At 43.5% G+C, this 25398-nt stretch carries 16 protein-coding genes; 4 read left to right on the forward strand and 12 right to left on the reverse strand.

The window, feature by feature from the left end; all coding sequences use genetic code 11:
- Positions 1 to 26: 26 nt before the first annotated feature.
- Positions 27 to 1856 (reverse strand): EAL domain-containing protein, encoded by a 1830-nt coding sequence (locus ACMXYS_RS11620; protein WP_415896597.1) that lies wholly within the window; start codon positions 1854 to 1856, stop codon positions 27 to 29.
- Between the two features lie 122 nt (positions 1857 to 1978).
- Between ACMXYS_RS11620 and ACMXYS_RS11625 the strand changes: the two genes are divergently transcribed.
- Both ACMXYS_RS11625 and gcvP read left to right on the forward strand, forming a co-directional pair.
- A complete protein-coding gene (locus ACMXYS_RS11625) occupies positions 1979 to 3664 on the forward strand; it encodes a diguanylate cyclase (protein WP_415881785.1) in 1686 nt (561 codons plus the stop codon).
- Positions 3665 to 3895: 231 nt separating this feature from the next.
- The gene (gene gcvP, locus ACMXYS_RS11630) at positions 3896 to 6796 is read left to right on the forward strand and encodes an aminomethyl-transferring glycine dehydrogenase (protein ID WP_415896598.1); all 2901 of its coding nucleotides are present in this window, start codon (positions 3896 to 3898) and stop codon (positions 6794 to 6796) included.
- 154 nt (positions 6797 to 6950) lie between these two features.
- Here gcvP and ACMXYS_RS11635 read toward each other — a convergent pair whose 3' ends face one another.
- The 3 genes from ACMXYS_RS11635 to ACMXYS_RS11645 all read right to left on the reverse strand — a co-directional run bounded on the left by ACMXYS_RS11635 (position 6951) and on the right by ACMXYS_RS11645 (position 9990).
- Entirely contained in the window at positions 6951 to 8021 is a 1071-nt protein-coding gene (locus tag ACMXYS_RS11635) for a hypothetical protein (protein ID WP_415896599.1), read from the reverse strand.
- Positions 8022 to 8366: 345 nt separating this feature from the next.
- Positions 8367 to 8987, reverse strand: coding sequence for a hypothetical protein (locus ACMXYS_RS11640; protein WP_415896600.1), 621 nt, complete (start codon positions 8985 to 8987; stop codon positions 8367 to 8369).
- Between the two features lie 130 nt (positions 8988 to 9117).
- Positions 9118 to 9990, reverse strand: coding sequence for a LysR substrate-binding domain-containing protein (locus ACMXYS_RS11645; RefSeq protein WP_415896601.1), 873 nt, complete (start codon positions 9988 to 9990; stop codon positions 9118 to 9120).
- Between the two features lie 124 nt (positions 9991 to 10114).
- On the opposite strand from ACMXYS_RS11645, the gene ACMXYS_RS11650 reads away from it, so the two are divergent.
- Complete coding sequence (locus tag ACMXYS_RS11650; protein ID WP_415896602.1) at positions 10115 to 11233, forward strand: S-(hydroxymethyl)glutathione dehydrogenase/class III alcohol dehydrogenase; 1119 nt, start codon at positions 10115 to 10117, stop codon at positions 11231 to 11233.
- 65 nt (positions 11234 to 11298) lie between these two features.
- The gene (gene fghA, locus ACMXYS_RS11655; protein ID WP_415896603.1) at positions 11299 to 12126 is read left to right on the forward strand and encodes an S-formylglutathione hydrolase; all 828 of its coding nucleotides are present in this window, start codon (positions 11299 to 11301) and stop codon (positions 12124 to 12126) included.
- 77 nt (positions 12127 to 12203) lie between these two features.
- Here the strand turns inward: fghA and ACMXYS_RS11660 are convergent, their stop codons facing one another.
- From ACMXYS_RS11660 to ACMXYS_RS11695, 8 genes are all read right to left on the reverse strand, one after another.
- Positions 12204 to 13340 (reverse strand): response regulator, encoded by a 1137-nt coding sequence (locus ACMXYS_RS11660; protein ID WP_415896604.1) that lies wholly within the window; start codon positions 13338 to 13340, stop codon positions 12204 to 12206.
- Between the two features lie 123 nt (positions 13341 to 13463).
- Positions 13464 to 18248 (reverse strand): response regulator, encoded by a 4785-nt coding sequence (locus tag ACMXYS_RS11665; protein WP_415896605.1) that lies wholly within the window; start codon positions 18246 to 18248, stop codon positions 13464 to 13466.
- Between the two features lie 257 nt (positions 18249 to 18505).
- On the reverse strand, positions 18506 to 19405 hold the full coding sequence (locus ACMXYS_RS11670; protein ID WP_415896606.1) for an MBL fold metallo-hydrolase: 900 nt from the start codon (positions 19403 to 19405) through the stop codon (positions 18506 to 18508).
- Between the two features lie 105 nt (positions 19406 to 19510).
- Positions 19511 to 20503 (reverse strand): 23S rRNA (adenine(1618)-N(6))-methyltransferase RlmF, encoded by a 993-nt coding sequence (gene rlmF / locus ACMXYS_RS11675; RefSeq protein WP_415896607.1) that lies wholly within the window; start codon positions 20501 to 20503, stop codon positions 19511 to 19513.
- Positions 20504 to 20667: 164 nt separating this feature from the next.
- On the reverse strand, positions 20668 to 21915 hold the full coding sequence (locus ACMXYS_RS11680) for an HDOD domain-containing protein (RefSeq protein ID WP_415896608.1): 1248 nt from the start codon (positions 21913 to 21915) through the stop codon (positions 20668 to 20670).
- A 359-nt stretch (positions 21916 to 22274) separates the two neighbouring features.
- Positions 22275 to 23621: a diguanylate cyclase gene (locus tag ACMXYS_RS11685; protein WP_415896609.1), complete on the reverse strand. Its 1347-nt coding sequence runs from the start codon at positions 23619 to 23621 to the stop codon at positions 22275 to 22277.
- A gap of 46 nt (positions 23622 to 23667) precedes the next feature.
- On the reverse strand, positions 23668 to 24063 hold the full coding sequence (locus ACMXYS_RS11690; protein WP_415896610.1) for a YbaN family protein: 396 nt from the start codon (positions 24061 to 24063) through the stop codon (positions 23668 to 23670).
- A 165-nt stretch (positions 24064 to 24228) separates the two neighbouring features.
- Positions 24229 to 25230: an ABC transporter substrate-binding protein gene (locus ACMXYS_RS11695; protein WP_415896611.1), complete on the reverse strand. Its 1002-nt coding sequence runs from the start codon at positions 25228 to 25230 to the stop codon at positions 24229 to 24231.
- Positions 25231 to 25398: the final 168 nt, after the last annotated feature.

Raw genomic sequence — 25398 nt, forward strand, 5'->3', positions numbered from 1 at the left:
TCGCATTACCCAGCTTAAACAAGTACTCAGAGTAACTTAGCCACTTCGTCAGCTGACATAGGCTTAGCAAAGTAATAGCCCTGAAGATATTCACACCCCATCTGTTTTAGGTAATCCGCTTGTTCGAGTAATTCCACCCCTTCCGCGACTAATTCCATCTGCAGGCCTTTAGCCAAACCCACAATCGAGTTAGCTATGCAGCGGTCATTGTCGGCATCAGGTAAGCCATCTACAAACGACTTATCGATTTTCAATTTAGTAACTGGCATATGCTTTAGGCGCGAAAGAGATGAATAGCCCGTGCCAAAATCATCAATAGCCATGCGAATACCAAGGCTAGATAACGCCTCTAATTGAGAACGAACAAAAGCAGAGTCCTGACCGATCAGTTCCTCAACAATTTCCAACTCGATTTTGCAGGCAGGTAGATCGTGCTCCTGCAGCAAAGAGGCAATCTCTTCGGAAAGCGCCGCGTTATGTAGCTGCTCAGCGGCGATATTCACAGAAATCCAACCGACTGATTTTCCTTCCTGCTCAAATTTAACCAGATCTTCACAGGCTTTTTTCAGCATCAAACTGCCTAAACGTTCCATTAAACCCAGTTTCCGAGCAATCGGTAGGAATTCGCCGGGGGGTATATTGCCTTTATCAGGATGAGGCCAACGCACTAATGCCTCTAACCCCACGATGGTTTCTTTTTCAGCGCAGAATACAGGTTGATAGAAAGGTACGAGTCGAGCTTGTTCTATTGCCTCGACCAGCTCATTTTCGAATGAACGCTTACTTTGTAACTGTACCAACCAGTCTTTAGCAAAATACTGTACGCCTCCACGCGTGCTCTCTTTGGCTCGCCGCATAGCTAGTTCAGCACAACGCATAGGGCTGGAGACAGGTTCACCCTCTATCGGGTAAATAACTACCCCCGTACTGCTACTGACATTTACAAACTCTTCATTACAGATTTTCAGCGGTGTACGACTTGTCAGTTTTAACTCATGAGTAAGCGAGTTGAGTTGCTCTGTATCTTCAAGATTAGGAATCCATATCCCAAAGGTATCCCCGCCTACACGCGCTAAACGGCAATCTATTTGTCGAGTTAATTTCTCTAAGCGACGCGCAAAAGCCACCAACAAATGATCAGCCACCGAATGACCGTATTGATCATTGATAGAGGCAAAGGAATCAAGTCCAATCAACAAAAGCGCACTGGGATTTTCACTATTTCCTGCCTCTTGCTGATTAAAGTCCAATCGCTTTTGAAACTGGTTACGCTTTTCTAAGCCGGTAAGTGGATCGTACTGCTCCAAAAACTCCAGTTGCTCTCGATCTCTTAGCCACAACTCGTGCTCATTAATCATCGAGATATGATCAGCCAGTGAAGCAACATAAGACATCTCGGGCATATCCCAAACGCGCTGTTCACCAACCTGTTCAAGGCAGATCACCCCCTGTAGCTTTCCTGAGGAAAAAATCGGAGCATCCAACATCGAACATATTTCATTGGGGATCAGGTAAGAATCGGCGAATTCTTTAGTACGCGGGTCCGAAATCGCATTATCTGCATTAATTAAGCGATCTTCACCTATGGCTCGAAAGTAGCTAGGAAAATCAGTCTGGTAAAGAGCTGCACCTTGGTAATACTGATCAGTTTCATGCAGATACAAAACCTCGCAGACGATGCGCTGAGCATCAGTATCTAATTTCCAGACGCTGACCCGAGAAACATTCAACTGTTCTGCGCAGGACTGAATTATGCGTTTTAGCTTCGATATCCGAGGATAATCAATAAAGCCTTCCCCATGACTCAGCACTAGTAAAGATTTGTGCAGACTAATTAACTTCTCTACCGCTGGCATACCTTTCCCTACAATGAAACTAACCTACTGATCTACATCAGGAAAAAAAACAAAGTCTTACCTACAATAGTAGTTGATGTTTCCTCAATGCCAATACATGAGCATTAAGTAAGGAAAAAAAGATGCAGCTTTCACAAAAACTTATCGCTATCGAAGTACTTTTTTTCACAATTCTTATGGGAGGGGTAGCTCTCACTATCTACTTTTTTGCCCTTCCTGAAATACGTAATGTGGAAACGCAATATCATTTAACAGATATAAAACGCATTCAAAATGGTATTAAGAATGAGCTTGATTACCTAAACAGCATGTCGACAGACTGGGCAGCTTGGGATGATACCTATCAATATTCAGATCAGCCTTACAAAGCGTTTGAAACCGCCAACTTAGTTCCAGAGACACTAGAGGATCTACGTTTAGACCTACTGATCCTTATCAATAAAGAAAATAAAATCTTAAACAAACTAGCTAATGACAACATTGGTGACCCCGAGAGTTTACAACTTCTACAAGGTAGCGAGTGGAGTAATAACCACCCGGCTTTGCAATATATAGGTGACGATAAGCAGGGAATCTTTGAGACGGAGATTGGACCATTGTTGCTTGCTAGGCAACCTATTTTGACCACCCGAAAACAAGGCCCTCCTCGTGGCTACCTAATCTTCGCTAAACTACTAAATGACTCCTTAGTGCAAGAGCTTAGTGAAGAGTTACAAGTAGATATTTCTATCAGTATGGCCACTAAAAGTACGCTTACACCATCGGTAGAATTTATTTCGCCAAAGCAATCACATTCTAGAGGCTATATCCAACTGATGAACAGCAGCGATACTGTCATTCAATTAGATATTGATCAGCCTCGCCCTTTTTATCAGCAAGCAATTAGTGCTGTTCGCTATTCACTATTCACAGCGTTAATACTCAGCAGCATCGCCTGTTTGATTACTTACATTATCCTGAGAAAAGTACTGATTAACCCAATTGTCCAACTCCAGCAACAAGCAGATCGTTTCAAATACAAAGGCGAAAAACAGCCTTTCACAGCCTTAGAAAGCAATGATGAATTAGGACAACTATCCACCACATTTATTGCTATGGCAAAAGAGCTTTCACAGCACTTTGGTGAATTGACACAGGAACGAGACCAACTCCAAGATAGTAGCTATACCGATGCCTTAACAACGCTCAAAAATCCGCGTTTTCTGTCAGCCTTTCTAAGCTCTGAAGCCAACAAGAAACCACCTGCAGACTGGACTTTTTTCACATTAGATTTGGACTTCTTTAAACAGGTTAATGATAACTACGGCCACGATATTGGGGACGTGACACTTCAGCAATTTTCTTCACAGTTAAAATCGTTCTGCCGTGACCAAGACATTCTGGTGCGCAGTGGCGGTGAAGAATTTACAGTGATCTGTTATCAACTAGATGGAACCAGTGCCAAAAAACTTGCTGAAAGGATACGCCAAGGCATCGAAAAATTTGAATTTGGTAACCAACAGAAATTTAACCTCAGTTGCTCAATCGGTTTTTTCTCTATCCATATATATACACCCCAAGCAAACACCCAAGTTTGGAAAAGCATGTTAAAACTATCTGACATTGCTCTATATGCGGCCAAATACAGTGGTCGGAACACATGGGTAGGTTTACAAAATCTAAGTCACTGTAAAGATGGGCACTATCCAAGCGACAGCAGTGAAGTACAGCATTGGTTAGAAAGCAAAAAGTTAAAACTCATCACACCTCCACACACTGAAGAACAATTACGTTGGGATAAAGAAACTCCGACAAATTGTTCAGAATAGAATTGTTAACACATTACTTATGGGCGTTATTGCTCAATAGCGCCCATAAGTAATCCGCTCAACGCCCGAAAAAATGCCTCCTCTATTCCCTTGAAAGAAACACTCCGATAAGAAAACACAGTTTCCTAAAATAAACTTTTGTTTATTTTCTATCACAAAATGAGCAAAAAACGGGTATCATTAGCCACTTTTTGAGCACACCATAATCAACTGATCACAGGTAAGTTAAAAATGCCGACACAGAATCAGGCTCCGCTTTCCGTTTTGGAGCAAAAAGATGCCTTTATAGCGCGTCACATTGGCCCTTCCGCAACCGAGCAACAAGCGATGCTTGCCGAGCTTGATGTAACTGATATGGATCAGTTGATCAGCCAAACCGTACCTGAGTCTATTATGCTCAAGTCACCGATTGGCCTACCAGAAAGCCGCTCTGAAGATGAGGTACTTGCGTACCTAAAATCTGTTGCGCAAAAGAACAAAGTAAACACTTCGATGATCGGTATGGGTTATACCGACACGATCGTGCCAAACGTTATCCTACGTAATGTTTTGGAAAATCCAGGTTGGTACACTGCGTACACACCATACCAGCCAGAAGTTTCTCAAGGCCGTTTGGAAGCGATCCTTAACTTCCAAACAATGGTACTAGACCTAACAGGCCTAGACCTTGCCAACGCTTCTCTGCTGGATGAAGCAACCGCTGCCGCTGAAGCGATGACGCTATGTAAGCGTATGTCTAAAGCGAAGAAAGCAAACACATTCCTAATCGATAGCAATGTTCACCCACAGAGCATCAGCGTTATCCAAACACGTGCTGAGCCTCTAGGTTACGAAGTAATCGTCGGTGACGTTAGCGAGTTGATCGATCAACACGAAGTATTCGGTGTACTGGTTCAGTACCCAGGTACTTACGGTGATGTAAACGACTACGCTGAGCTAATCGAAAAAGTTCACAGCAAAAAAGCTCTATTCTGCGCTGCTGCAGACATCATGAGCTTGATCATGCTGAAATCACCAGGCGAGCTAGGTGCAGACGTTGTATTCGGTTCTGCTCAGCGCTTTGGTGTTCCAATGGGTTACGGTGGTCCACACGCGGCATTCTTTGCGACTCGTGATGCTTACAAGCGTTCTGTTCCTGGCCGTATCATTGGTGTTTCTGTTGATACACGCGGTAACAAAGCACTGCGTATGGCGATGCAAACACGTGAGCAGCATATCCGTCGTGAGAAAGCGACATCTAACATCTGTACTGCTCAGGTTCTACTTGCCAACATGGCAGGCTTCTACGCGGTTTACCACGGCCCACAAGGTCTAAAAACAATCGCTAGCCGCATCAACCGTCTAACCACGATTCTTGCGAAAGGCCTACAGGCTAAAGGCGTTCAGCCACTTAATAATAGCTGGTTCGATACTCTATCTATTGAGCTAGATAACGCTGAAGAGGTTTACCAAGCAGCACTAGACGCTGGTATCAACCTACGTAAGATCAGCGACAACAAGCTGGGTATGACCTGTGATGAGTGCACTAACCGCGATATCATCAATACCCTTTGGGATTGCATCCTAGGTGCGGGTCACGGTCTAGACCTAGACAGCATCGATGCAGAGATCTCTGCATCTGGTGAAACATCGTTTGATGCAGCACTAGTACGTGAATCAGAGATTCTTCAGCACCCAGTATTCAACAGCTACCACAGCGAAACAGAGATGCTTCGCTACCTTAAGAAGCTGGAAAACAAAGATATCTCCCTTGCTCACAGCATGATCGCGCTTGGCTCTTGTACCATGAAGCTAAACGCTACTGCTGAGATGATCCCAGTGACATGGCCTGAATTTGGTCAGATCCACCCGTTCGCACCAATGGATCAAGCACAAGGTTACAAGCAGCTAATCACTGAGCTAGAAGATCAGCTTAAAGAGATCACTGGTTTTGATGCGATCTGCATGCAGCCAAACTCAGGTGCACAAGGTGAGTACGCGGGCCTATTGGCGATCCGTAACTACCACCAGTCAAACGGTGAAGCACACCGTAACATCTGCCTAATTCCAACATCTGCGCACGGTACTAACCCAGCATCAGCAGCACTGGCTGATATGAAAGTAGTACTAACGGCATGTGATGAAAACGGTAACGTTGATGTAGCTGACCTGCGTGCTAAAGCAGAACAGCACAAAGACGACCTTTCCTGTTTGATGATCACCTACCCATCTACACACGGTGTATATGAGGAAGATATCCGCGAGATCTGCCAGATCGTTCACGATAACGGTGGTCAGGTTTACATGGATGGTGCCAACCTGAATGCTCAGGTAGCGATTAGCCAGCCTGCAGAGATCGGTGCAGACGTATCGCACATGAACCTGCACAAAACATTCTGTATCCCGCACGGTGGCGGTGGTCCAGGCATGGGCCCTATCGGTGTTAAAGCACACTTGGCACCATTTGTAGCGAACCACCCAGTACAACAGATCGAAGGCCCTAAAGCTGAGAACGGCGCAGTATCTGCTGCACCTTGGGGTAGCGCATCTATCCTTCCGATCTCTTGGGTTTACATCGCACTAATGGGCGGCACAGGCCTACGCGCTGCAACTGAGAATGCGATCCTAAACGCTAACTACCTAGCGAAGAAACTGGGCGAAGACTTCCCTGTTCTTTACTCTGGTCGTAACGGCCGTGTTGCACACGAGTGCATCATCGACATGCGTCCACTTAAAGAAGCATCTGGCATCACAGAAGAAGACGTAGCTAAGCGTTTGATGGACTTTGGCTTCCACGCTCCAACCATGTCCTTCCCTGTGGCAGGCACATTGATGATCGAGCCAACGGAATCTGAATCTAAAGCTGAGCTAGATCGCTTTATCGAAGCGATGAGCACAATCCGCGAAGAGATTCGTCAGGTTGAAGCAAACGAGATCGACGGCGAGAACAACCCTCTACGTAATGCGCCACACACTATGGCTGACATTATCGATTCTGAGTGGAACCGCCCTTACTCGCTGGAAACAGCAGCCTTCCCTGCTGATCACCTGAAAGGCAGCAAGATCTGGCCAACGGTTAACCGTATCGACAACGTATACGGCGACCGGAACTTGTTCTGTTCTTGTATTCCGGTTGAAGATTACGCTGAGTAATCAATAGATCAGCCTGAAACTAAAAATGCCGCATCTGATGCGGCATTTTTTTTGTGAGGCGGGAATTGAGTTTTCTGGTCGTTTAGTAATAAAAGAGCGGATTTAATAGAGAAATCTAACCAGAGCACGATTTAAGATCTGCCCCATAGCTTCCTTAGAATTCCTGCGCATAGATTACAACCGTATCACTCGAATCGATAACCGAGGCAGTTTCGTAAAGCTCTTTAAGCTCTTTGAACGACAACTCCTTAGAGCCTATTTTTCCTCTATTGAATAGGTCCTCAAATAACTCCGTTGAAAGCGATACTTCTTTTATCTTTTCATATTCAAGAAGCTCGCCGCCTTTATCACCTACTGATTTGCATTCATCAATTCGGCAGATTGGCAAATGCTCACCTGTAGAAATAAATTTTTGTTCTACATTCTGCAACTTATCTGTTGGCCTGAGAAAACCTGAGCAACAAGGGAATCTATAGCTATTCTCGCCCTCACTCTGCTCGCAAATATTCTTTTCACAGGTAAACTTTTTCATCTTTTCAATTTGACCTTTCATCCTTGAGTCGGATAGATACAGCTTTTTTTCTTCCCATATCTTGTATTGAACGACAACAATACTAACTTTATCAGTATCCTTGTTATGGCGCTCATAAATAATGTCTGCGCCAGTTATGTGTTCTGGTTTATCAGGGTGCAGTACCCTAAGCCTCAAAACGTTTCCGTCAGGTAATTGGAAATCTTTATGAGCATGCCCTTTAGATAGCTCAGGCAAGTCTCTCTCAACATTATACGCATCTCGGAATATTAACTGGTTTTCAGAGTGAGGTTTGATCTCTAGTTCTGACTTCGCTTTCTGAAGTTGTCCTAACTTCCTTTTTAGCTGGTCAGTTCGCTTTCTATCTTTTTTATTAGCTTTAGCTATAGATATTAAGGATTCATATTCTTCTATATCTGAAACAACTAAATCTAGAGGGTTAACGTCTATCTGATCCTTTATCGCCTGTAGTTCTGCTTTTTGACGATATTCTTTTGTTGTGTCGCTTTCTCGTTCCCGTTTCAATACACTTTTTTCTGGGCCGAGTAATTCCGGGTAGAGAGTACCACCCAAATCTAGAGAGTTATCATAGGTAGATTTTGTCATGCTACCTTTCGAGGCAATTTTAACCATACCCCTAATAGCATTAAGCGTGACCCATTCTTGATTTATTCTGTCTTCAACTTTACTCATGACTTCCTTGATACTTAGTATTTGTATATACAGGAGGGGGTATATACCGAAACCATATTCAGTTAAACAGATGTAACAAATTGAAAATAATGGATAAATTCTGAAATACTGAAGATTCTTCCATAACAAAACGCGCAAGCACGATATTCTTTTGATAGTTAAATCGATTACCTGCTCTAGACTTCCATCTGCCTAATTCACTTACTTATTTAACTTAATCTTCGTGATAGCACAAGCGATGGACAATGAGACATATAACTAAGGTGACCTCATTTATCTAAATGCCGCATTTAATACGGCATTTTGTTAGTAATATTACTGTTGAACCTAAGGGTAATATGAGGCTTAGCAATATAAGTTTATCGAGGGATCTACATTATCCCAGACTGAGCCAACCTTCGGGATTACCTCATTTGGCAGTATTGAAGTTGGTATTTCACCAACTTCATCTGAGATTTCCAAGAAATGTTTACGAACCAGCATAGATGTGGCGTAACAAGCATAACCTAGCCTTGCTACTCTAATCTGACTTCCTTGCTTTGTGAAATGGGCTATTGACTTACTCGCGGCACTCAACGCTTCGACCCAAACGTCCTCAAGGTTACACGCCGAAAGTTGACCCGATAAGATCTCAGTAGCCTCAGATACCTCAATATGGCTTAGTTCAAACTCTGTGATATTAAGAGCATAATCAGCATTTACAAGTCCTCCATCAGCAAGCTTTATACCCATAAAATTTAATAAAGTCCTATTAGCAATCAACCCTGCATCTATAGCAAGTTCAACAAATAAATTAATATCATTCTGATGAAAAGTGGTTTCTTTTAGATTAAATTTTAACTCATTGTCTTCTACGCTGCGTGTCAAAACTGAGTAGCACGCTATGATACAAGCATCTAAAGCCCTTAACTTTTGTGGGATGTATTCAAGAGTATATAAAGATGGATCAAACTGATTAATGCCCATGTCGTCCTCTAAATATTCAAAAAATTGTCATCTAACGCCGTATTTACGGTTCCTAAAACTGCTCTGTTGATTAAAGGTCTAAGTGAGCACATATCATAGGATCAGGTCCTACATATTGCATTCTCACGCTTTAAGAATCCATCCTTTCACCCAAATACTCCACCAGCATCCTTACCTTAGGTGACAGGTGCCGATTATGCGGATACAGCGCCCAGATTCCCTCAGGCTCTGGTTGATAGCTCTCTAGCAGCGGCACTAGCTTTCCTTGCTCGATATGCTCTTTAACGTAGTAATCGGGCAGTTGTACTATCCCTAGCCCTTTTAGCGCAGCATCTAATAGCGCTAAACCGCTATTGCAGCGAAAGCTTCCTTTAATACGTACTTCCCTCTCTTGGTCCTTATCCAATAAACGCCAGTAATCTAAAGTGCCTTGTAGGCAGTTGTGCTGTTCTAACTCAGAGATAGAGTCGGGTCGGCCGTGGGCATTAAGGTAGTCCTTTGAGGCGCAGATAAACTGTTGTCGAGCACCCAGCCTCTTAGCGATCATGCTGGAGTCTGCCAGCTTGCCTAAGCGGATAGCTAGGTCGTAGCCCTCTTCCACCAGCGCCACTTTCTGGTTGGTTAGATGGCATTCCACTTCGAGCTCTGGGTACTGCAGCATAAAGTCGTTGAGCAGTGGGATAATTTTGGTTTCGCCAAAGGTGGTTGGGGCGGTCAGTTTTAGTTTTCCCTGTGGGCGACTTTGTAACTGGCTTAGTGCTCTTTCAGCTTCGTCTAGGCCATCGAGTAGTTGGCGGCAGTGTTGGTAGTAGATCTTACCCTCTTCTGTCACCGAGACCCTGCGGGTTGTGCGGTAAAACAGTTTTGTCGCGAGGCGCTTTTCTAATGCGCTGATCTGCCTACTCACTTGTGCAGTAGAGATACCTAAGCGCTGCGATGCTGTGGTGAAGCTTTCTGTTTCTGCTACGGCAACAAATTCGGTTACCCCCTCCCAGCCAAACATTATTACATCCTCGTAAAAGTATTTTCACATTTAGCTAGATTATAGCGATTTATGAAAAAACTATAATGTTTAGCACATTGAATCCCTATTGATAAAAACGCTGTCCTAAATAAAGAGTAGAGCCATGATTAAATCCAAAGCAGCCATCGCTTGGGGGCCTAACCAGCCTTTATCCATCGAAGAAGTCGACGTAATGCCACCACAAAAAGGTGAAGTGCTTATCAAGATTGTGGCGACAGGTGTTTGCCATACCGATGCCTTCACCCTTTCTGGTGAAGACCCAGAAGGCATCTTCCCTGCAATCTTAGGTCACGAAGGTGGTGGTATTGTTGAAGCCGTTGGTGAGGGTGTGACCAGTGTAGGAGTGGGTGATCACGTAATCCCGCTATACACACCTGAGTGCGGCGAGTGTAAGTTCTGCAAATCGGGCAAAACCAACCTTTGCCAGAAGATTCGAGAAACACAGGGTAAAGGCTTAATGCCAGATGGTACCACCCGTTTTTATAAAGATGGTCAGCCGATCTATCACTATATGGGTTGCTCTACATTTTCTGAATACACGGTACTACCTGAGATCTCGCTGGCGAAAGTGAACAAAGCGGCACCGCTTGAAGAGGTTTGCCTACTAGGCTGTGGCGTGACGACCGGTATGGGTGCAGTAATGAATACCGCTAAGGTTGAGGAAGGCGCAACGGTTGCTATCTTTGGCTTAGGCGGCATTGGTTTATCCGCGGTGATTGGTGCCACTATGGCGAAAGCGAGCCGTATTATCGCCATTGATATTAACGAAAGTAAGTTTGATCTAGCTAAACAGCTAGGCGCTACAGATTGTATTAACCCTAAAAACTACGACAAGCCGATTCAGGATGTCATTGTTGAGTTAACCGATGGCGGAGTGGATTACTCGTTTGAGTGTATCGGTAATGTCGATGTCATGCGCTCTGCCCTTGAGTGCTGCCACAAAGGCTGGGGCGAGTCGGTGATTATTGGTGTTGCCGGTGCAGGCCAAGAGATCTCTACCCGTCCATTCCAGTTGGTGACTGGACGCGTATGGCGCGGTACTGCCTTTGGTGGCGTTAAAGGCCGCTCTGAGCTTCCTGATTACGTGGAACGCTACTTACAAGGCGAGTTTAAGCTGTCTGACTTTATCACCCACACGATGGGGCTAGAGGACATCAACAAAGCGTTTGACTTGATGCATGAAGGCGAAAGTATTCGCAGCGTTATTCATTTCGATAAGTAATTGTCTTAAGTAACCCTAACCAAAATCCGCCCTGAGTCTATTCAGGGGGGATGTGAGTAAACTCAATGCAGATTGAAAATTTAGCTCAATTCAAAAGCTTTGATGGTTGGCAGAAGCAGTATCAGCATGACTCCACCCGCTTAAACTGCAGCATGCGCTTCTCTATTTTTCTTCCGCCACAAACACTCGCGGGAGAAAAAGTACCTGTGCTGTATTGGCTGTCTGGCCTTACCTGTACCGATGAGAACTTTATCCAGAAAGCCGGTGCTCAGCGTATTGCTGCGGAGTTAGGTATCGCCATTGTCACACCCGATACCAGCCCTCGTGGTGATGATGTAGCGGACGATCCCGGATATGACCTAGGCATGGGTGCTGGCTTTTATGTCAACGCCACTCAAGCACCATGGCAGCAGCACTATCAGATGTACGATTACATTGTGACTGAGTTACCGGCCCTGATTGAAGCGAACTTTCCTGTTACAGAGCAGCGAGCAATTTCCGGGCACTCTATGGGTGGACACGGCGCGTTGATGATCGCTCTGCGCAATCCTCAACGTTTCTCATCAGTGAGTGCATTCAGCCCGATAACCAATCCAACTAACTGCCCTTGGGGTCAGAAAGCGTTTGCTGCTTATCTTGGTAATGATGCTGAGGTTTGGAAACAGTACGATAGCTGTGAGCTGATTAAGAACGCTAATAACTTTATGCCGACACTGATTGATCAGGGTAAGAAGGATCAGTTTTTGGATGAGCAATTAAAACCGGAAGCGTTATTAGCTGCGGCTGCTGATAACCCTGTAGAGCTACGATTGCACGATGGCTATGACCATAGCTATTACTTTATCGCCAGTTTTATAGAAGAGCATCTAAGGTTTCATGCAAAGCACTTTTAGATAAGCACTCTTTTATATTCCCTAAGATAACAAGTGCTTCTGCAGCGCTTGAAGAGCGCTTGGTATCTTAATGCTAACTATTCTGAATTAACGTTTAAGACGCCTTCGTCACTGTCGGCAAAGCGCAATGCTATGGCTAACAGATCGCCCTGTATTTCGATAAAGCAATCGACCAAATCAGGATCAAAATGATTGCCTCTGCCCTCTTCTATGATCGCCACCGCTTGCTCATGGGACATGGCATTTTTATAAACACGTTTTGAGATCAGGGCATCATAAACATCAGCGATAGCCATTAACCTTGCGGAAAGCGGAATATCTTCGCCTTTTAAGCCCTCAGGGTAGCCAGAACCATCCCACTTCTCTTGATGCGAGTAAGCAATCTCTTTAGCAACCTTTAGGAAATCCACTTCAACGCCCAACTGAGCTTCCGCTTGTTCGATCGCTTCTTTACCTAGGGTGGTATGGCTTTTCATGATTTCGAACTCGTCGTCCTCAAATGGCCCTGGCTTTAAAAGAATATGATCTGGAATACCGACCTTCCCGATATCGTGTAAAGGCGCTGATTTGAACAGCACATCAATATAAACATCGGTTAAGAGTTCGCTGTATTTAGGTAAGAATCTGAGCTTTTCAGCTAAGGCACGGATATAAAATTGGGTACGACGAATATGGTTGCCGGTATCGGAATCCCTTGTTTCGGCTAATGAAGCAAGGATAAGAATGGTAACGTCCTGCACCATAGTGACTTCTTGGGTACGACGGCGAACCTCTTTTTCTAAGAACTCATTTTTATCCGCTAAGAAATCCTTTTGTGCTTTCAATTGCAAATGGTTAGACACCCTTGCCATCAGGATCTCTGGATTAACGGGCTTTGTCAGGTAATCCACCGCTCCTAATGCCAATCCTTTAGTTTCGTCTCTACTTTCGGTTTTAGCTGTTAAAAAGATGATGGGGATATCTGCGGTTTTTTCGGTGGATTTGAGCTGTTTACAGACTTCGTAACCATCCATCTCGGGCATCATAATATCGAGCAGGATTAGATCAGGAGGGGCTGCCGAGTTAACTATATCCAGTGCTTTGGAACCGGAGTTACTCACTTTAACGCGGTAGTGATCTTTTAAAAGCGCAGACATAAGCACCAGATTGTCTGGCGTATCATCAACAACAAGAACAGTAGGTTTTTCTACCCACTGAGACTGCGTCTTGCTCATTTACGTTCTCCATCATTGCTTAAAAAAGCGTTGGATTATGCAAGTATGTCTTTCTAGCAGGCCGTTTAAAACAGTATAGCTACACCCTTAACTGGGACTAACTACAGCCAAACACTTAAATATCTAGAGATTGTTGATAGCCTCTTCCATCTCCGAAAGACGTTCTAATGCCAGATCGAAATCAAACACGTTAATCGCCTTCGCAACTGGCTCAAGTAGCTCTAAAGCCTTGCCACCTAATTCACTCTCAAGGGCTTCTATAACCTCAAGCGCTTCACTATCACTCTCTAAAAGGTAATTTCGTAATTTAGGGATAGATGCAATTAGTTTTTCTGCATTACAGTTTTGACCTGATGCCAAACTAGCCGTAGCTATAAGACCTGATGCCTCTATATTTTCCACGACTAACGCGGCCTCTTCAGCAACGTCTTTAACAGCGCCTTGAATGTCAGCCACTTTAAAGTTTGCTTCGGCGCATAAGCTTTCTAACTCTTCTGCTAAAACTTCCAACTCTGTGGCACCAATGGTTGCAGCAGCGCCTTTCAAAGTGTGGGCACAGCGCATCGGTGCGGTAGGATCTTCATCTTCAATCGCTGCGGTGAATTGAGCATCAAAATCTCGGTGGTGCTCATAAAACCCTTTTAACATTTTGAGATAGAGCTCGTGGTTTCCCCGCATACTGGAGAGTCCCTTAGCTGTATCAACGTGAGGTATTACTTGAAAGTCTAAGTCTTGGGTAACCGGAGCAGACTCGATAACACGAGGATTACGTTTTGATACACAGGCCCAACGCTCAATGGTTGCATACATCTGATCAATATTGATCGGCTTACCAATATGATCATTCATTCCCGCATTCAGCACTCGCTCTTTATCGCTTGTTAAGGCATTGGCGGTCATGGCAATAATTGGCAGGTGTTTCACTTTCTCCATCTGCCGTATTCTTTCGGTTGCCTGAAAACCATCCATCACAGGCATCTGGCAATCCATCAATACGATGTCGAAATCTGTTTCCATCGATAAGATATCAACAGCTTCCTGACCATTATTAGCAACCTTTACGCTGATTTTTGCTTGCTCTAATAGCTCTGTAGCCAGCTCTTGATTCATCTCGTTATCTTCGACTAACAAGACTGAGAGCCCAGCTAGATCAACACGTTCTTTTTCTTTCACAGCAGAGCGGTGATTTTCGACCACTGTGCCTTTATTCAGCGAAGTGCCTATAGCTTCAAGCAAGAACGAGGCAGTCACAGGTTTGGTCAGAACAGATTCTATCTCCACCCCGCGTTCGCTTGCTTCATCGATAGCATCCTCACGGCTATAACCGGTCACCATAATGGCGGGCGGACAGATAACGCTCTCATTATTCATTAATTCATACAGAGTGGTGACGCCATCTTTTTGCGGCATTTGCCAATCGATTAATAAGAGGTCATAACGATTTTCAGAGGATTGATGTTCAATAATGATCTGCTCTGCTTCATCACCATCGCTGGCAGTGTCAGCCTGCATACCAAAACTGTTAATAAGATTAGCGATAATGTCGCGAGCAGCAGCATTATCATCCACCACCAGCACTTTGACGCCATCAAGCTCTTCTGCATGGAACATTCGGCGATGCATAGAATCTTTTTGTAAGCCTAAACGCGCCGTGAAATGGAACGTAGTGCCTTGGCCGACTTCACTTTCCAGCCAGATCTCACCCTCCATCAGCTCGACTAGCTTTTTGGAAATTACTAGGCCTAATCCAGTACCGCCATATTTACGGGTGGTTGAGGTATCGGCTTGAGAGAAACTCTGGAACATTTTGCTTTTCTGCTCAAGGGTCATGCCTATGCCGGTATCTTTAACCGCACAATGGAGGGTAACGTGCTTGGACTCCATCTTTTCCACATGGATACTGATTACAATCTCGCCCTCGTCAGTGAACTTCACAGCATTGTTGGCAAGGTTAGTTAGTATTTGGCCGAGTTTTAGTGGATCACCAATCAAAGCGGTAGGGATATTAGCAGGGCTATCAAACAGCAGCTCTAAGCCCTTCTCTTCCGCTTTGATGGCTAGAATGCTGGCGATGTTTTCCATCACATCATCAAGGTAGAACTCGGTCGATTCGAGTGTCATCTTGCCTGCTTCAATTTTAGAGAAGTCTAGGATTTCATTGATGATGCCTAAGAGATTTTCCCCTGCGCGATTGACCTTCTCGATGTAATTTCTTTGTTTGGTATTTAACTCAGTTTGTAGAGCAAGATGTGACATACCGATGATGGCGTTCATCGGTGTTCTGATTTCGTGGCTCATATTGGCGAGGAAATCGCTCTTAGCCTGGGTTGCCTCCTCAGCAAGCTCTTTCGCTTTTAACATCTCCTGTTCAGCCGCTTTACGCTCAGCTATATCACGAAGACTGACAATCAAAGCGGGCTTATTCTTTAAGCTGATAGGTACTAAAGAAACTTCACAAGGCACCTCCTCGTCTGAGGTATTTTTATGTACCCAATCGAACTGGTGAGGCTCAGTTCCAAACAGAGCGAGCTCCATATGCCGCTCTATCTCTTGAGATGAAAGTAATCCATCTGGTTGATATTCAGGGGATAGCATTTCAGGTGTGCATTTTAGTAGTTCATTAACATCATCAAACCCAAAGATATCTGCAGCTCTTCTGTTTGCATGGATAAAGCCCTCTTTTGGACTTAGAACCAGAAGGCCATCGCTGGAGTTTTCAAAATAAGCATTCACCTTCTCTTCAGTTTCTTTTCGATCAGTTATGTCTTCAAGCATCCAAACGGTGCCTTTAGACATATCATCGGCGTCACGAACTTTACCGCTCAAATGACACCAAAACAGGGTGCCGTCAGCTTTAACCATCTGCACTTCTTGTTGATGTACCTTTCCTTTCGCAAGCTCGCCGTAGGCATACTCACCGATATAGTTGAACGTTTCCTCATCTGGGTACCATTGCAGGGTGCTGTGCCCCATAAGGTCTTCCATAGGGCGTTCAAACAGCTCTGAGAGTTTATTATTCGCTTGCTGAACCACACGGTCTTTAAGCAGTACGATCGCCCTTGTTGCCGACTCTAAGATCGCTTTCTGCTCTATAGCTGCCTCATTAAGGGCATCTTGCGCTTGTTTTCTTTCCGTAATATCACGGTAAACAACCACCGCACCAATAATTTTATCGTCACTAAAAATTGGCGTGGATGTGTATTCAATTGGTAAGGAATGACCCTGTTTATGCCATAAGACTTCGTCTTCACTAGATCGAGCGATACCATCAGTAGCCGTATGGCAGATGCTATGTGAATCCTCAGCATAAGATTTCCCATCTTCATCGGCATAGTGAACCAATGTTTGGAAGTTTTGGCCTAAAAACTCTTGCTCGGTAAACCCTAAATAGTCATAAGCAGCTGGGTTAGCAAAAGTAATTCGCCCCTCGGTGTTTAATCCCACGATGCCGTCTTTTACTGATTCAAGAATTAGACGGCTACGTTTTTCTGCCGACTTAATCTCTCTCTGCTGCCCCTCCATCTCCGCCGTTTGCTCTTCAAGCAATGTTGCTTGACGTTCCATTTTTTCAGCTTGCTCACGGCTCTCATTAAGCAATAACTGGGTTTTATTACTCCTTTCAATGATCTCTAAATTCATGGCCAATATAGGCAGTAAACCTTCGATAAAGGCTTGTTCTGTTTGGCCAAATTCAACAAAGCTGGCCAACTCAACCACCGCAAGTAGTTTGTTATTGTGGATCACAGGAAAAACAGAGATATTCTTAGGCTTAGCTTCGCCGACACCCGAGCTGATCTTGATATAGTCTTCTGGTGGGTCAGTTAAAATAATAGGGGCCATCTCTAAAGCACACTGACCAATCAACCCCTCACCAACAGCAATAGTCTGCTTAAGAAATTTACGCTCTCTAAATGCATATCCCTCTAGCAGCTTTAGTTCTTTCTCCTGCTCGTTAAATAGATAGAAAACGCCGTGGCCTAGATGGATCAAAGGCGCGATCTTTTGCAAAAACGATTTAGCCAGCTCATTGGTCGTTCTGATCTGCTGCAGTTCCGCACTTATTTCCGAAATATTAGTTTTGATCCAGCGTTGGTTTTCAACTTGTAACAGTTCATCTCGCAACTCGATAGCAGCCTCAAGCAACTCTTTAATCTCTTGAGGCTGACCTGCTTTAGAAATCTCCTGTTGGGCCGTCTTCTTATTAGCTAAAGCGGTTAAGGTTCTTCTCACTAATCCTATCGGCCTAAACATCGCCTTGAGTGTGGCTGAAACCATCAAGTAACTGGCGATTGCGACAAAGATTAAGAGCAAGCCTCCTTGGGTATTAAAGCGTTGCTCTTGCGTTTGCGCCTGCTTTAAAAGGTCTTCTTTTACACCGAGCAACTTCTTTCTAAACTCGGCAGCAACCGAATCTACTTGCTTGTGATATTCCTGCACGCCCAGTGCTTTCACATAGAACTGCTTGGCATCAGAAATGCGATCTTCTTCGATCAGGCTTTGAAAATGCCTTAACTGTTGGCTGTATAAAGTAAAGTGATGAAACAGCAGCTTATTAAATTCGGATAGGCCTTCACGACCTGACAGTGAGGGAGCAATAGATAGATTGAAGATCTGTTTAGTTTCTTGAAGCGCAGTATAAGCTTCGAGGTATCGGTCCTGATCGATTGGATAGGACACCAGCATTTCTGCACTGATTAACTCGATCCGAGAAAGGTTATATCTAAACTCATCAACCGCATGCAGGCTGTTGCTTAAATGCTGCACCTGACCGTGGAGTCTGTTTTTTTCTGTGTAGTGCCAATAAAGAAAGGCGGCGAGCGTAATACCAATACTTAGAACAATAAAAAACGCCCAACGTACAAGAGCTTTTAACGAAAAACCACGCAGAAACGACAACAATTTATACATCGGTACACTCTTCTTATGTCACAGGCTCAGCGAATGACCCATAATCAAAGCGTAGATATAAATTCAGGTTTTTCGAGTTTATTCTGGAATTAAACCTCAAATAAAAGCGATAAACCTATCCTTAGGTATCGTCATTACTTATTGATTTTTAAGAGGTCATAGAAATAGGACGACGTTCACTGTCAAAAGCGCCGCCCCAAAACGAAGGTTAGAAAGCCACAAGACTTAGAGATAGAAAAAATGCGCTATAAATAAGCTTATTTTTCAAGGCTGCTATGAAGAATCCCGATCCAAACACTTGTAGAAAGAAAGCCGGTTGTCCAGCTTTGCCATTTAGGCGATAGCCCCTTTAACTGCATCTGACCCAAGTTCATCCCTTTATCTTGCATCGCTTGCACTTCGGCCAACGTGCCTTCCAGCATCATTTTGAAGATCATCAATTCAGCTTTATTAGATACGGGACCGTGACCTGGGATAACAATGGTTTTGTCGTCAATGAGTTCGAGTACTTGACCTACATTCTCCGCCATGCGGGCAACATTACCGCCATTCTGGATATCTACGAAGGGGAAAAAGCCATTGAAATAAAGATCACCCATATGGACTACATTGGCCTTTTTGAAGAAGACGACAGAATCGCCATCGGTATGGCCACCAGCTAGATGAAGTAACTCGACCTCTTCATCATTGATGTAAAGCGTCAGTGCTTGTTGATAGGTAATAGATGGCAGCGCATGCTCTGGGTAGGGCTCGGTTTTCATATTGAAAAGCTTCACCTCTTGAGAGGTAAGCAAACGCTCACGAACATTATCATGCGCGATGATAGTCGCGTGATGACCAAAGTGGTGATTACCTTCTGTGTGATCGCCGTGCCAATGGGTGTTGATAATGTAAGTCAGCTTATCTTCGCCACCAAACTTTTGCAGGGTCTTCTGCAATGCTGGTGACATCGAGCGGTAATCGTCATCGATCATCAACAAGCCCTGATCACCTGTTAACAATCCAATATTGCCGCCCTTTCCCTTTAACATAGAAATGTTTTCGGTCAATGTCTGCACTTTAAACTTAGGAGATTGTTGGTGGTGGTTTTCAGCACTAACAGGCATCGCAATGCTCAAACTAAGCGCTAAAGCTGAAACAAGACACTTAACCGACATTAACTTTTCCTTATGTAACATTAGGATCCAATTTGGATTCCATACTGGAAACTAACTATAGCTCATTAATGATAACGATACTCAATAATAGATCAAAATATTGACCTAGGCCCGACTAAACCAATCCAATTGCACTTGTTTTGAGTGAAAACTCCAAGCAACGAACCGAGTACGCTTTTGTCCTTGGTACATGTCTATCGTAATTACTTTTTTAGCTTTTACATTTTTTAAAGCTTGGTACACCATGGGCAGGTTATCTTTTTTAGATATCAAACAGGTAAACCAGAGCGATTGTTCAGCAAAGACTGCACTCTCTTTGATCATCTGCCTTACAAAAGCTATCTCTCCTCCTTTGCACCACAATTCTGCTCCTTGCCCAGCAAAATTTAGTACTTGATCATTACCGGAAGATGTCTGTTTGCCACGATTTAAATTTCTAATCTTCCGTTTAGTCCCTGCTGTCGCTTCTTGAAGTGAAGCATGAAACGGAGGATTACACATCGTAAAGGCAAATCGATCAGACGGTTTGATAATCTGATGAAATACTTGCTGTGATGAAGGTTGTAATCGACATGTAAGCTTCCCTTTCAAAACCGGATTGGCTTTGACGATCTGTTCAGCGCAAGCAATAGAAACAGGATCGATATCACTACCAACAAACTTCCAACCGTAACTCTGGCTGCCAATCAGTGGATAGATGCAGTTAGCTCCGGTACCTACATCTAAACCTTGCACCTGCGCTCCAACCGGCACTTTCCCGCCATTAGATTCAGCCAGTAGATCCGCAATATAGTGAAGATAATCAGCGCGGCCTGGAATTGGCGGGCAGAGATAGCCTTCAGGGAAATCCCAAAACTGAATATTGTATTCAGTGCTTAATAACGCCTGATTGAGTAGTTTTACCGCTTTAGGTTCTGCAAAGCGAATAGAGGTTTCACCTCGTGGCGTTTCATAGGTGTATTCAGCTAACTCAGGAAATGCTTTAACCAAACGAGGAATATCATAAGGTGCTGTATGCGGATTGCGCGGATGCAGACCTGATTTTTGTTTGTTCTTTTGAGTAGATGCTTTAGAGGATGAATTATTTGCTCTAGCCACAGCGATGCCAGTAGAAGATAGAAAGCAGGAATTGTAGCAAGATTATGGCGTTACTGTTTACACCACGAAGATAAAAGAAAACCAGACCTTACCTTTCACAGACCCCGACGTATGTTCCCGGTAAGGACTGGCACTCTTTCCAGCGATAAGAGATCCTCTCTTTTTTATAAGTTGGATACCATGCGAACACGGTATTCATTAGCGACTATGCGCCATTGTGGGACCTCATCCATAACGCCCACTTGATCTAGGTAACGTAGCGATAAACTACTCGCCAGATCACATTCTCCTGCTACATCAACCGAAGGAAGCATAGCGTCCGCAACATGTACTGCAGTTAACGGACTGAATTCTTTAGCCGCAGACAGATGAGGGACATGATGCAACATGACGGCCTCAACAACCTGCGGCGGTAAATTCCATAATGCCAATAAAGCAGCAGCAACCTCACCATGGAAGAAGCCACAAGCGGCTTTTTCTACTAAATAGATCGGCTTTTGTTTTTTAACGGCATAGTTGATCAATTTTTTATACTGTGCCGGATCATGGGCAGCCATAATCATGACACCTAAATCATGTAATAAACCTGCCAAAAAGGCTTGATCCTGAACTGCTTTGCTCGCTCCAGCTCTTCTCGATAACGCTTGTGCTAGGCGAGCTACTAGTAAAGAACGTTGGCCCATCTGTTCAAAAGAGAACTGATCCCAATCTTGCCCTTCTTTAAACTGGTTATTCAATTGGCTGCTCAATGCCATACTTCTAAGGTTTCTTACGCCCAATAAAGAGATCGCTTCTCGCAGATCAGAAATTGGACGACTAAAACCAAAGAATGCCGAATTCACCTGTTTCATGATTTGCGCAACCACCGATGGGTCCTGCTCAATAATTTCACTGATCTCTTTAAGATCCGCGACATCTGAGTTAACCGCTTCGGTCAATTGACGATACATACTTGGTGGCGACGGTAAACACCCAACAGTTGAAACATAAGCCTGCAAGGATGAACGATTAAGCAGCTTAACCAGCTTAATCTGGTACTCCAGTTCTTCTGCAACCTCTTGGATTGGAACATTGTTTGGATAAATACGATGTGCAATTTCAGCAGCTTTCGCTTTAAAACCGGCATTCCAAAATTCTGCCCCAAGGAAAACTCTAACAGAGTGCGGCTGAATGCGAGATAAATTAGCCATCAATTCTATATCGACTACTGCTCGCATCGAACAAGGCAGAATAACCGCGTCGAATCTATGTTGCTCCAATTGATCGATTAAGCTCTCTTTCGAATCTAAACGAACAAACGCCCAATTAAATTCAGACCCCTCTATCTCACGACTCCAAGCCGCTAAGCTGCCCTGTTCATCAAGCATAGCGATCTTATATTTAGGTGGAGAGCCTTTATTGATAGTGCTCATAACGTTTACCTGCACATTTTTCGATTAATCATTACTGCTGTTACCAATCACTGTCGCTCTATATGCCTCAGTAACTGTAGTTACCTTAATCCTAGTGCCAATTAACCTTATTAAAAGCGCGTTTTTAGTAAAATTTTATCTATTTTGTATATAAATTTTTGAACATTGTTTTAAAAGCACCTTAAACTTCAGTAATTCCTTGGTTTTCTGGGTATTTAGGTGTTTTTAGTAAAATTTTATCTAGTTTTTAATGAGAAACTTTCACATTGAAAAACAATAAAAAGATAGATTTTTTGATGGTAAAGAGGAAAGGAAGCGAAATATCACCTCCCTTGTGAAAGGTGATTTGTGAGATTTTTCTAGCTAATCGTGACTCTGTTTCGACCAGCTTCTTTAGATTTATATAACATTTTATCTGCTGTATTGAGCAACGCATCTGGGCTATCCCCCATTTTATACTCCGCAACACCAAAGCTAACCGTGATATCAATTTGACTAGGAAAAATGTGATTTTGCACTAATACCCGAAGCTTATTAGCCAACTTTTCGGCCCCGATAATATCCATTTCAGGTGTCACAAGCATAAACTCCTCACCGCCCCACCGTCCTAGGATATCGGATTCTCGAATATTACTTTTCACCAAATTACTGACTTCGATAAGTACCTTATCCCCTACTTGGTGCCCACCGTTATCGTTCACCGCTTTGAAATGGTCAATATCAAAAAGCATAACGCAAAAGCTACCACCGTAACGTTCTGCCCGGGCGACTTCTGCTTTTATCGCGGCATCCGTTTTTAAACGGTTATATAAACCCGTTAAGTGATCTGTCTGACTAATACGCTCTAACTGTTTATTCTTTTCCTTTAGGATCTGATTGAATTGCCTAATGCTCCTAAAGCGGACAAAAAAGATCATAGATATAAGGAAAAAGACGACCAGCAACTGCCACAATAAAGTTTGATCAAATTTATTCTGTACAGTCACGCTATACCAGCGTTGCAAAATCTGGTTAGTTTTCTGTGGGGATAAGCCATCAACTGCTTTAGAAAAGATACTTAACAGCAAAGCATCATCTTTTCGAACCCCAACCCGTAAAACACTTTTGTACTCAGTAAAACCTGCAACTTTTACATTATGAGTTGCGAGCTCCTGTATATCTCTTAGCATGCTGATTTGCGTACCAATGGAGGCATAGGCCTTACCTGTGGAAACGAGTTTAATTGCTTCCTTTTGTGTTTGCGTATACACCACTTTGATCAGAGGGTAATCGCGTCGAATAAGCTCTTCATATATATAGTTCTTTGGCAGAGCCAAAACTTTACCCTGCAAGGCAGGTAAACCATCAATAAACAGAACATCGGTACGACTGACTAGAGCAACTGCAGCGGTCACATAAGGAGAGGTAAAATTAAGATAGGCACTACGTTCTGGACTTTCGTTTAGCATTGATAGGATATCGCACTCTCTAGCCTTAGCTTTGTGCAAAGACTCACTCCAGCTTTTTGTCGGAACAAGCTGAATTCGAATGCCCATCATTTGCGAATACTCTGCCATAAAGTCAGCAGACAAACCCACATGTTTACCTTGATCATTAATGGCTTCAAAAGGTAACCAATCTGGATCAATACACATCGTTATCTGTTCTTTAGATGTGAGGTACTTCTTTTCCTCTTCTGTAAAAGACAGCTGTTCAACCGCTAACACATTGCTGCTAAATAATAAAAAAAGAAGAAACCGGACCACACTCATTTCATCCCTCATTGCCTTTTAACAACGGTTCTGATGGACGCGACCAGATATAGCATAGGGCAAAGACAATTGTAGCAACGACAATTAATTTGAGGCCATAGTGAAAGGTTTTGAAAATCAGTGGATAACTAACCATAGCTAACATCATAACCGTTGCTAACCATTTAGCTTTTAAAGGAATAACGCCATCTGTTTCCCAATCTTGGATTATCTTTCCAAACAACTTATTTTGCAGCAACGCCTGATGCAACCTTTCAGAGCTTCTAGAAAAGCAAAATGCCGCTACTAAAAGGAATGGCGTTGTTGGTAGTAAAGGTAAAACAACCCCGATCAAACCGAGAAGCACACAGATAAATCCGGCTATCAAATATAGGGTACGTACAATCGTTTTTCTCAACAGATACTCCCTGTACCAAGCCACCTAGAAAGAATATATCAATACAGCAGTACGTATGTCGTGGACCTGTATCTATAAGATAGCAGGAATTTAGTATTTCAGGTTACATCAACAATTCCTGAAGAGGAAATACTCCCGCAAGAACTTAATAACATTCATTTAAATTTAAGGTAATAAGATGATGGATCTTGAAGTGATGTTATCTATCTTTAGCCCCCAGTTCCTAAGTTCGTGACGACTTAAAATCATTTTCCCTTGGCTTTGAAAGTGCATTGGAATTTGTGCGCTGTCTTTAGGTAAAGCTAGTAATTGTTTCGCTAGATTTGCCGCATCTTGGCCCATCAAAATACCACTGACGACCATCCCTGCCATTACCTTTCCTTTACCAATCGCTTGCTCATGAGCAGTTATTGTCATTACAGGTGAGTTAGTCGATACCCAACGGCTTAAATCATCAAAGCTTACGTATTCACCGTTTTCTTCATGCATGGCGGCATAACCGGCTATCAGGATAAGATCATACCCTTGCTTTTTGCTGAGTTTAATTTGTTCTTTCCACGCATTTGCGCTCGAAACTCTGACAACATCAGCCCGAATGTTCTTAGCAATACTAAAATTAGATTTGCCTCCGAGATCATACTGATAGATCGCATCAGCGGTTAAACTATCGCCCAGTAAAATCAGGACCCGTCTCAGCTTTAAACGAGTTGCTCGAGCAAATTCTACAATTGAACGTTTAATCATCGGGCGCTCAACTACCCCAGTAATATTCTTAGCACTGAGAACCCAAGGATAGTCACGACGAATATCCGAGTTAATACCGCAAAAAACTACCGGTGTGGTTTTTGCTATCTGCTCGCCTAACAGGCCAAAACCATTGTCATCACAGATAATAACCAGATCAGGCTTTTGCTCCTCAAAAGCAATAAAAGCTCTTGCAGCACTGTACTTAAACATCCCTTTGGGTAAACGTTTAGTATCCATGTGATGAATGGATAACTGATATTCGTCGCCTAACTCTTGTTTTACACCTGCTGTGAGATCCTCCACCCACTTCATCTCTTGATGGTAACTGTGAATCAACATGATCTTAGTAGCAGCCACAGCCGTCTGTGCCGTACCAAGTGTTACCAACAGCCAAAAAATCAAAGACACAATGTTTCGCATATCAATCCTGTATGCTATTCAATGGGTTGCTTAATAAAATATAGATGATTATTTGAAATTAGACGGGCTGCCGCACAGCGAAAAGTGAATAAAGAATTACTTAGAGCTCCAACAGAAAGAACCTTAGTAGAAAATAGCGGCCTTAAAACAAGGAGGAGCGCGGATCTT

The sequence above is a fragment of the Neptuniibacter sp. QD57_21 genome (assembly GCF_047778075.1).
Classification (GTDB): Bacteria; Pseudomonadota; Gammaproteobacteria; order Pseudomonadales; family Balneatricaceae; genus Neptuniibacter.

What these genes read in the sequence shown, in the direction of transcription:
- ACMXYS_RS11640 (WP_415896600.1), bottom strand. Translation starts at nt 8,987, where the DNA reads ATGGGCATTAATCAGTTTGATCCATCTTTATATACTCTTGAATACATC.
- ACMXYS_RS11680 (WP_415896608.1), bottom strand. Translation starts at nt 21,915, where the DNA reads ATGAGCACTATCAATAAAGGCTCTCCACCTAAATATAAGATCGCTATG.
- ACMXYS_RS11695 (WP_415896611.1), bottom strand. Translation starts at nt 25,230, where the DNA reads ATGCGAAACATTGTGTCTTTGATTTTTTGGCTGTTGGTAACACTTGGT.
- ACMXYS_RS11650 (WP_415896602.1), top strand. Translation starts at nt 10,115, where the DNA reads ATGATTAAATCCAAAGCAGCCATCGCTTGGGGGCCTAACCAGCCTTTA.
- ACMXYS_RS11620 (WP_415896597.1), bottom strand. Translation starts at nt 1,856, where the DNA reads ATGCCAGCGGTAGAGAAGTTAATTAGTCTGCACAAATCTTTACTAGTG.
- gcvP (WP_415896598.1), top strand. Translation starts at nt 3,896, where the DNA reads ATGCCGACACAGAATCAGGCTCCGCTTTCCGTTTTGGAGCAAAAAGAT.
- ACMXYS_RS11625 (WP_415881785.1), top strand. Translation starts at nt 1,979, where the DNA reads ATGCAGCTTTCACAAAAACTTATCGCTATCGAAGTACTTTTTTTCACA.
- ACMXYS_RS11635 (WP_415896599.1), bottom strand. Translation starts at nt 8,021, where the DNA reads ATGAGTAAAGTTGAAGACAGAATAAATCAAGAATGGGTCACGCTTAAT.
- ACMXYS_RS11670 (WP_415896606.1), bottom strand. Translation starts at nt 19,405, where the DNA reads ATGTCGGTTAAGTGTCTTGTTTCAGCTTTAGCGCTTAGTTTGAGCATT.
- ACMXYS_RS11660 (WP_415896604.1), bottom strand. Translation starts at nt 13,340, where the DNA reads ATGAGCAAGACGCAGTCTCAGTGGGTAGAAAAACCTACTGTTCTTGTT.
- ACMXYS_RS11645 (WP_415896601.1), bottom strand. Translation starts at nt 9,990, where the DNA reads ATGTTTGGCTGGGAGGGGGTAACCGAATTTGTTGCCGTAGCAGAAACA.
- fghA (WP_415896603.1), top strand. Translation starts at nt 11,299, where the DNA reads ATGCAGATTGAAAATTTAGCTCAATTCAAAAGCTTTGATGGTTGGCAG.
- ACMXYS_RS11665 (WP_415896605.1), bottom strand. Translation starts at nt 18,248, where the DNA reads ATGTATAAATTGTTGTCGTTTCTGCGTGGTTTTTCGTTAAAAGCTCTT.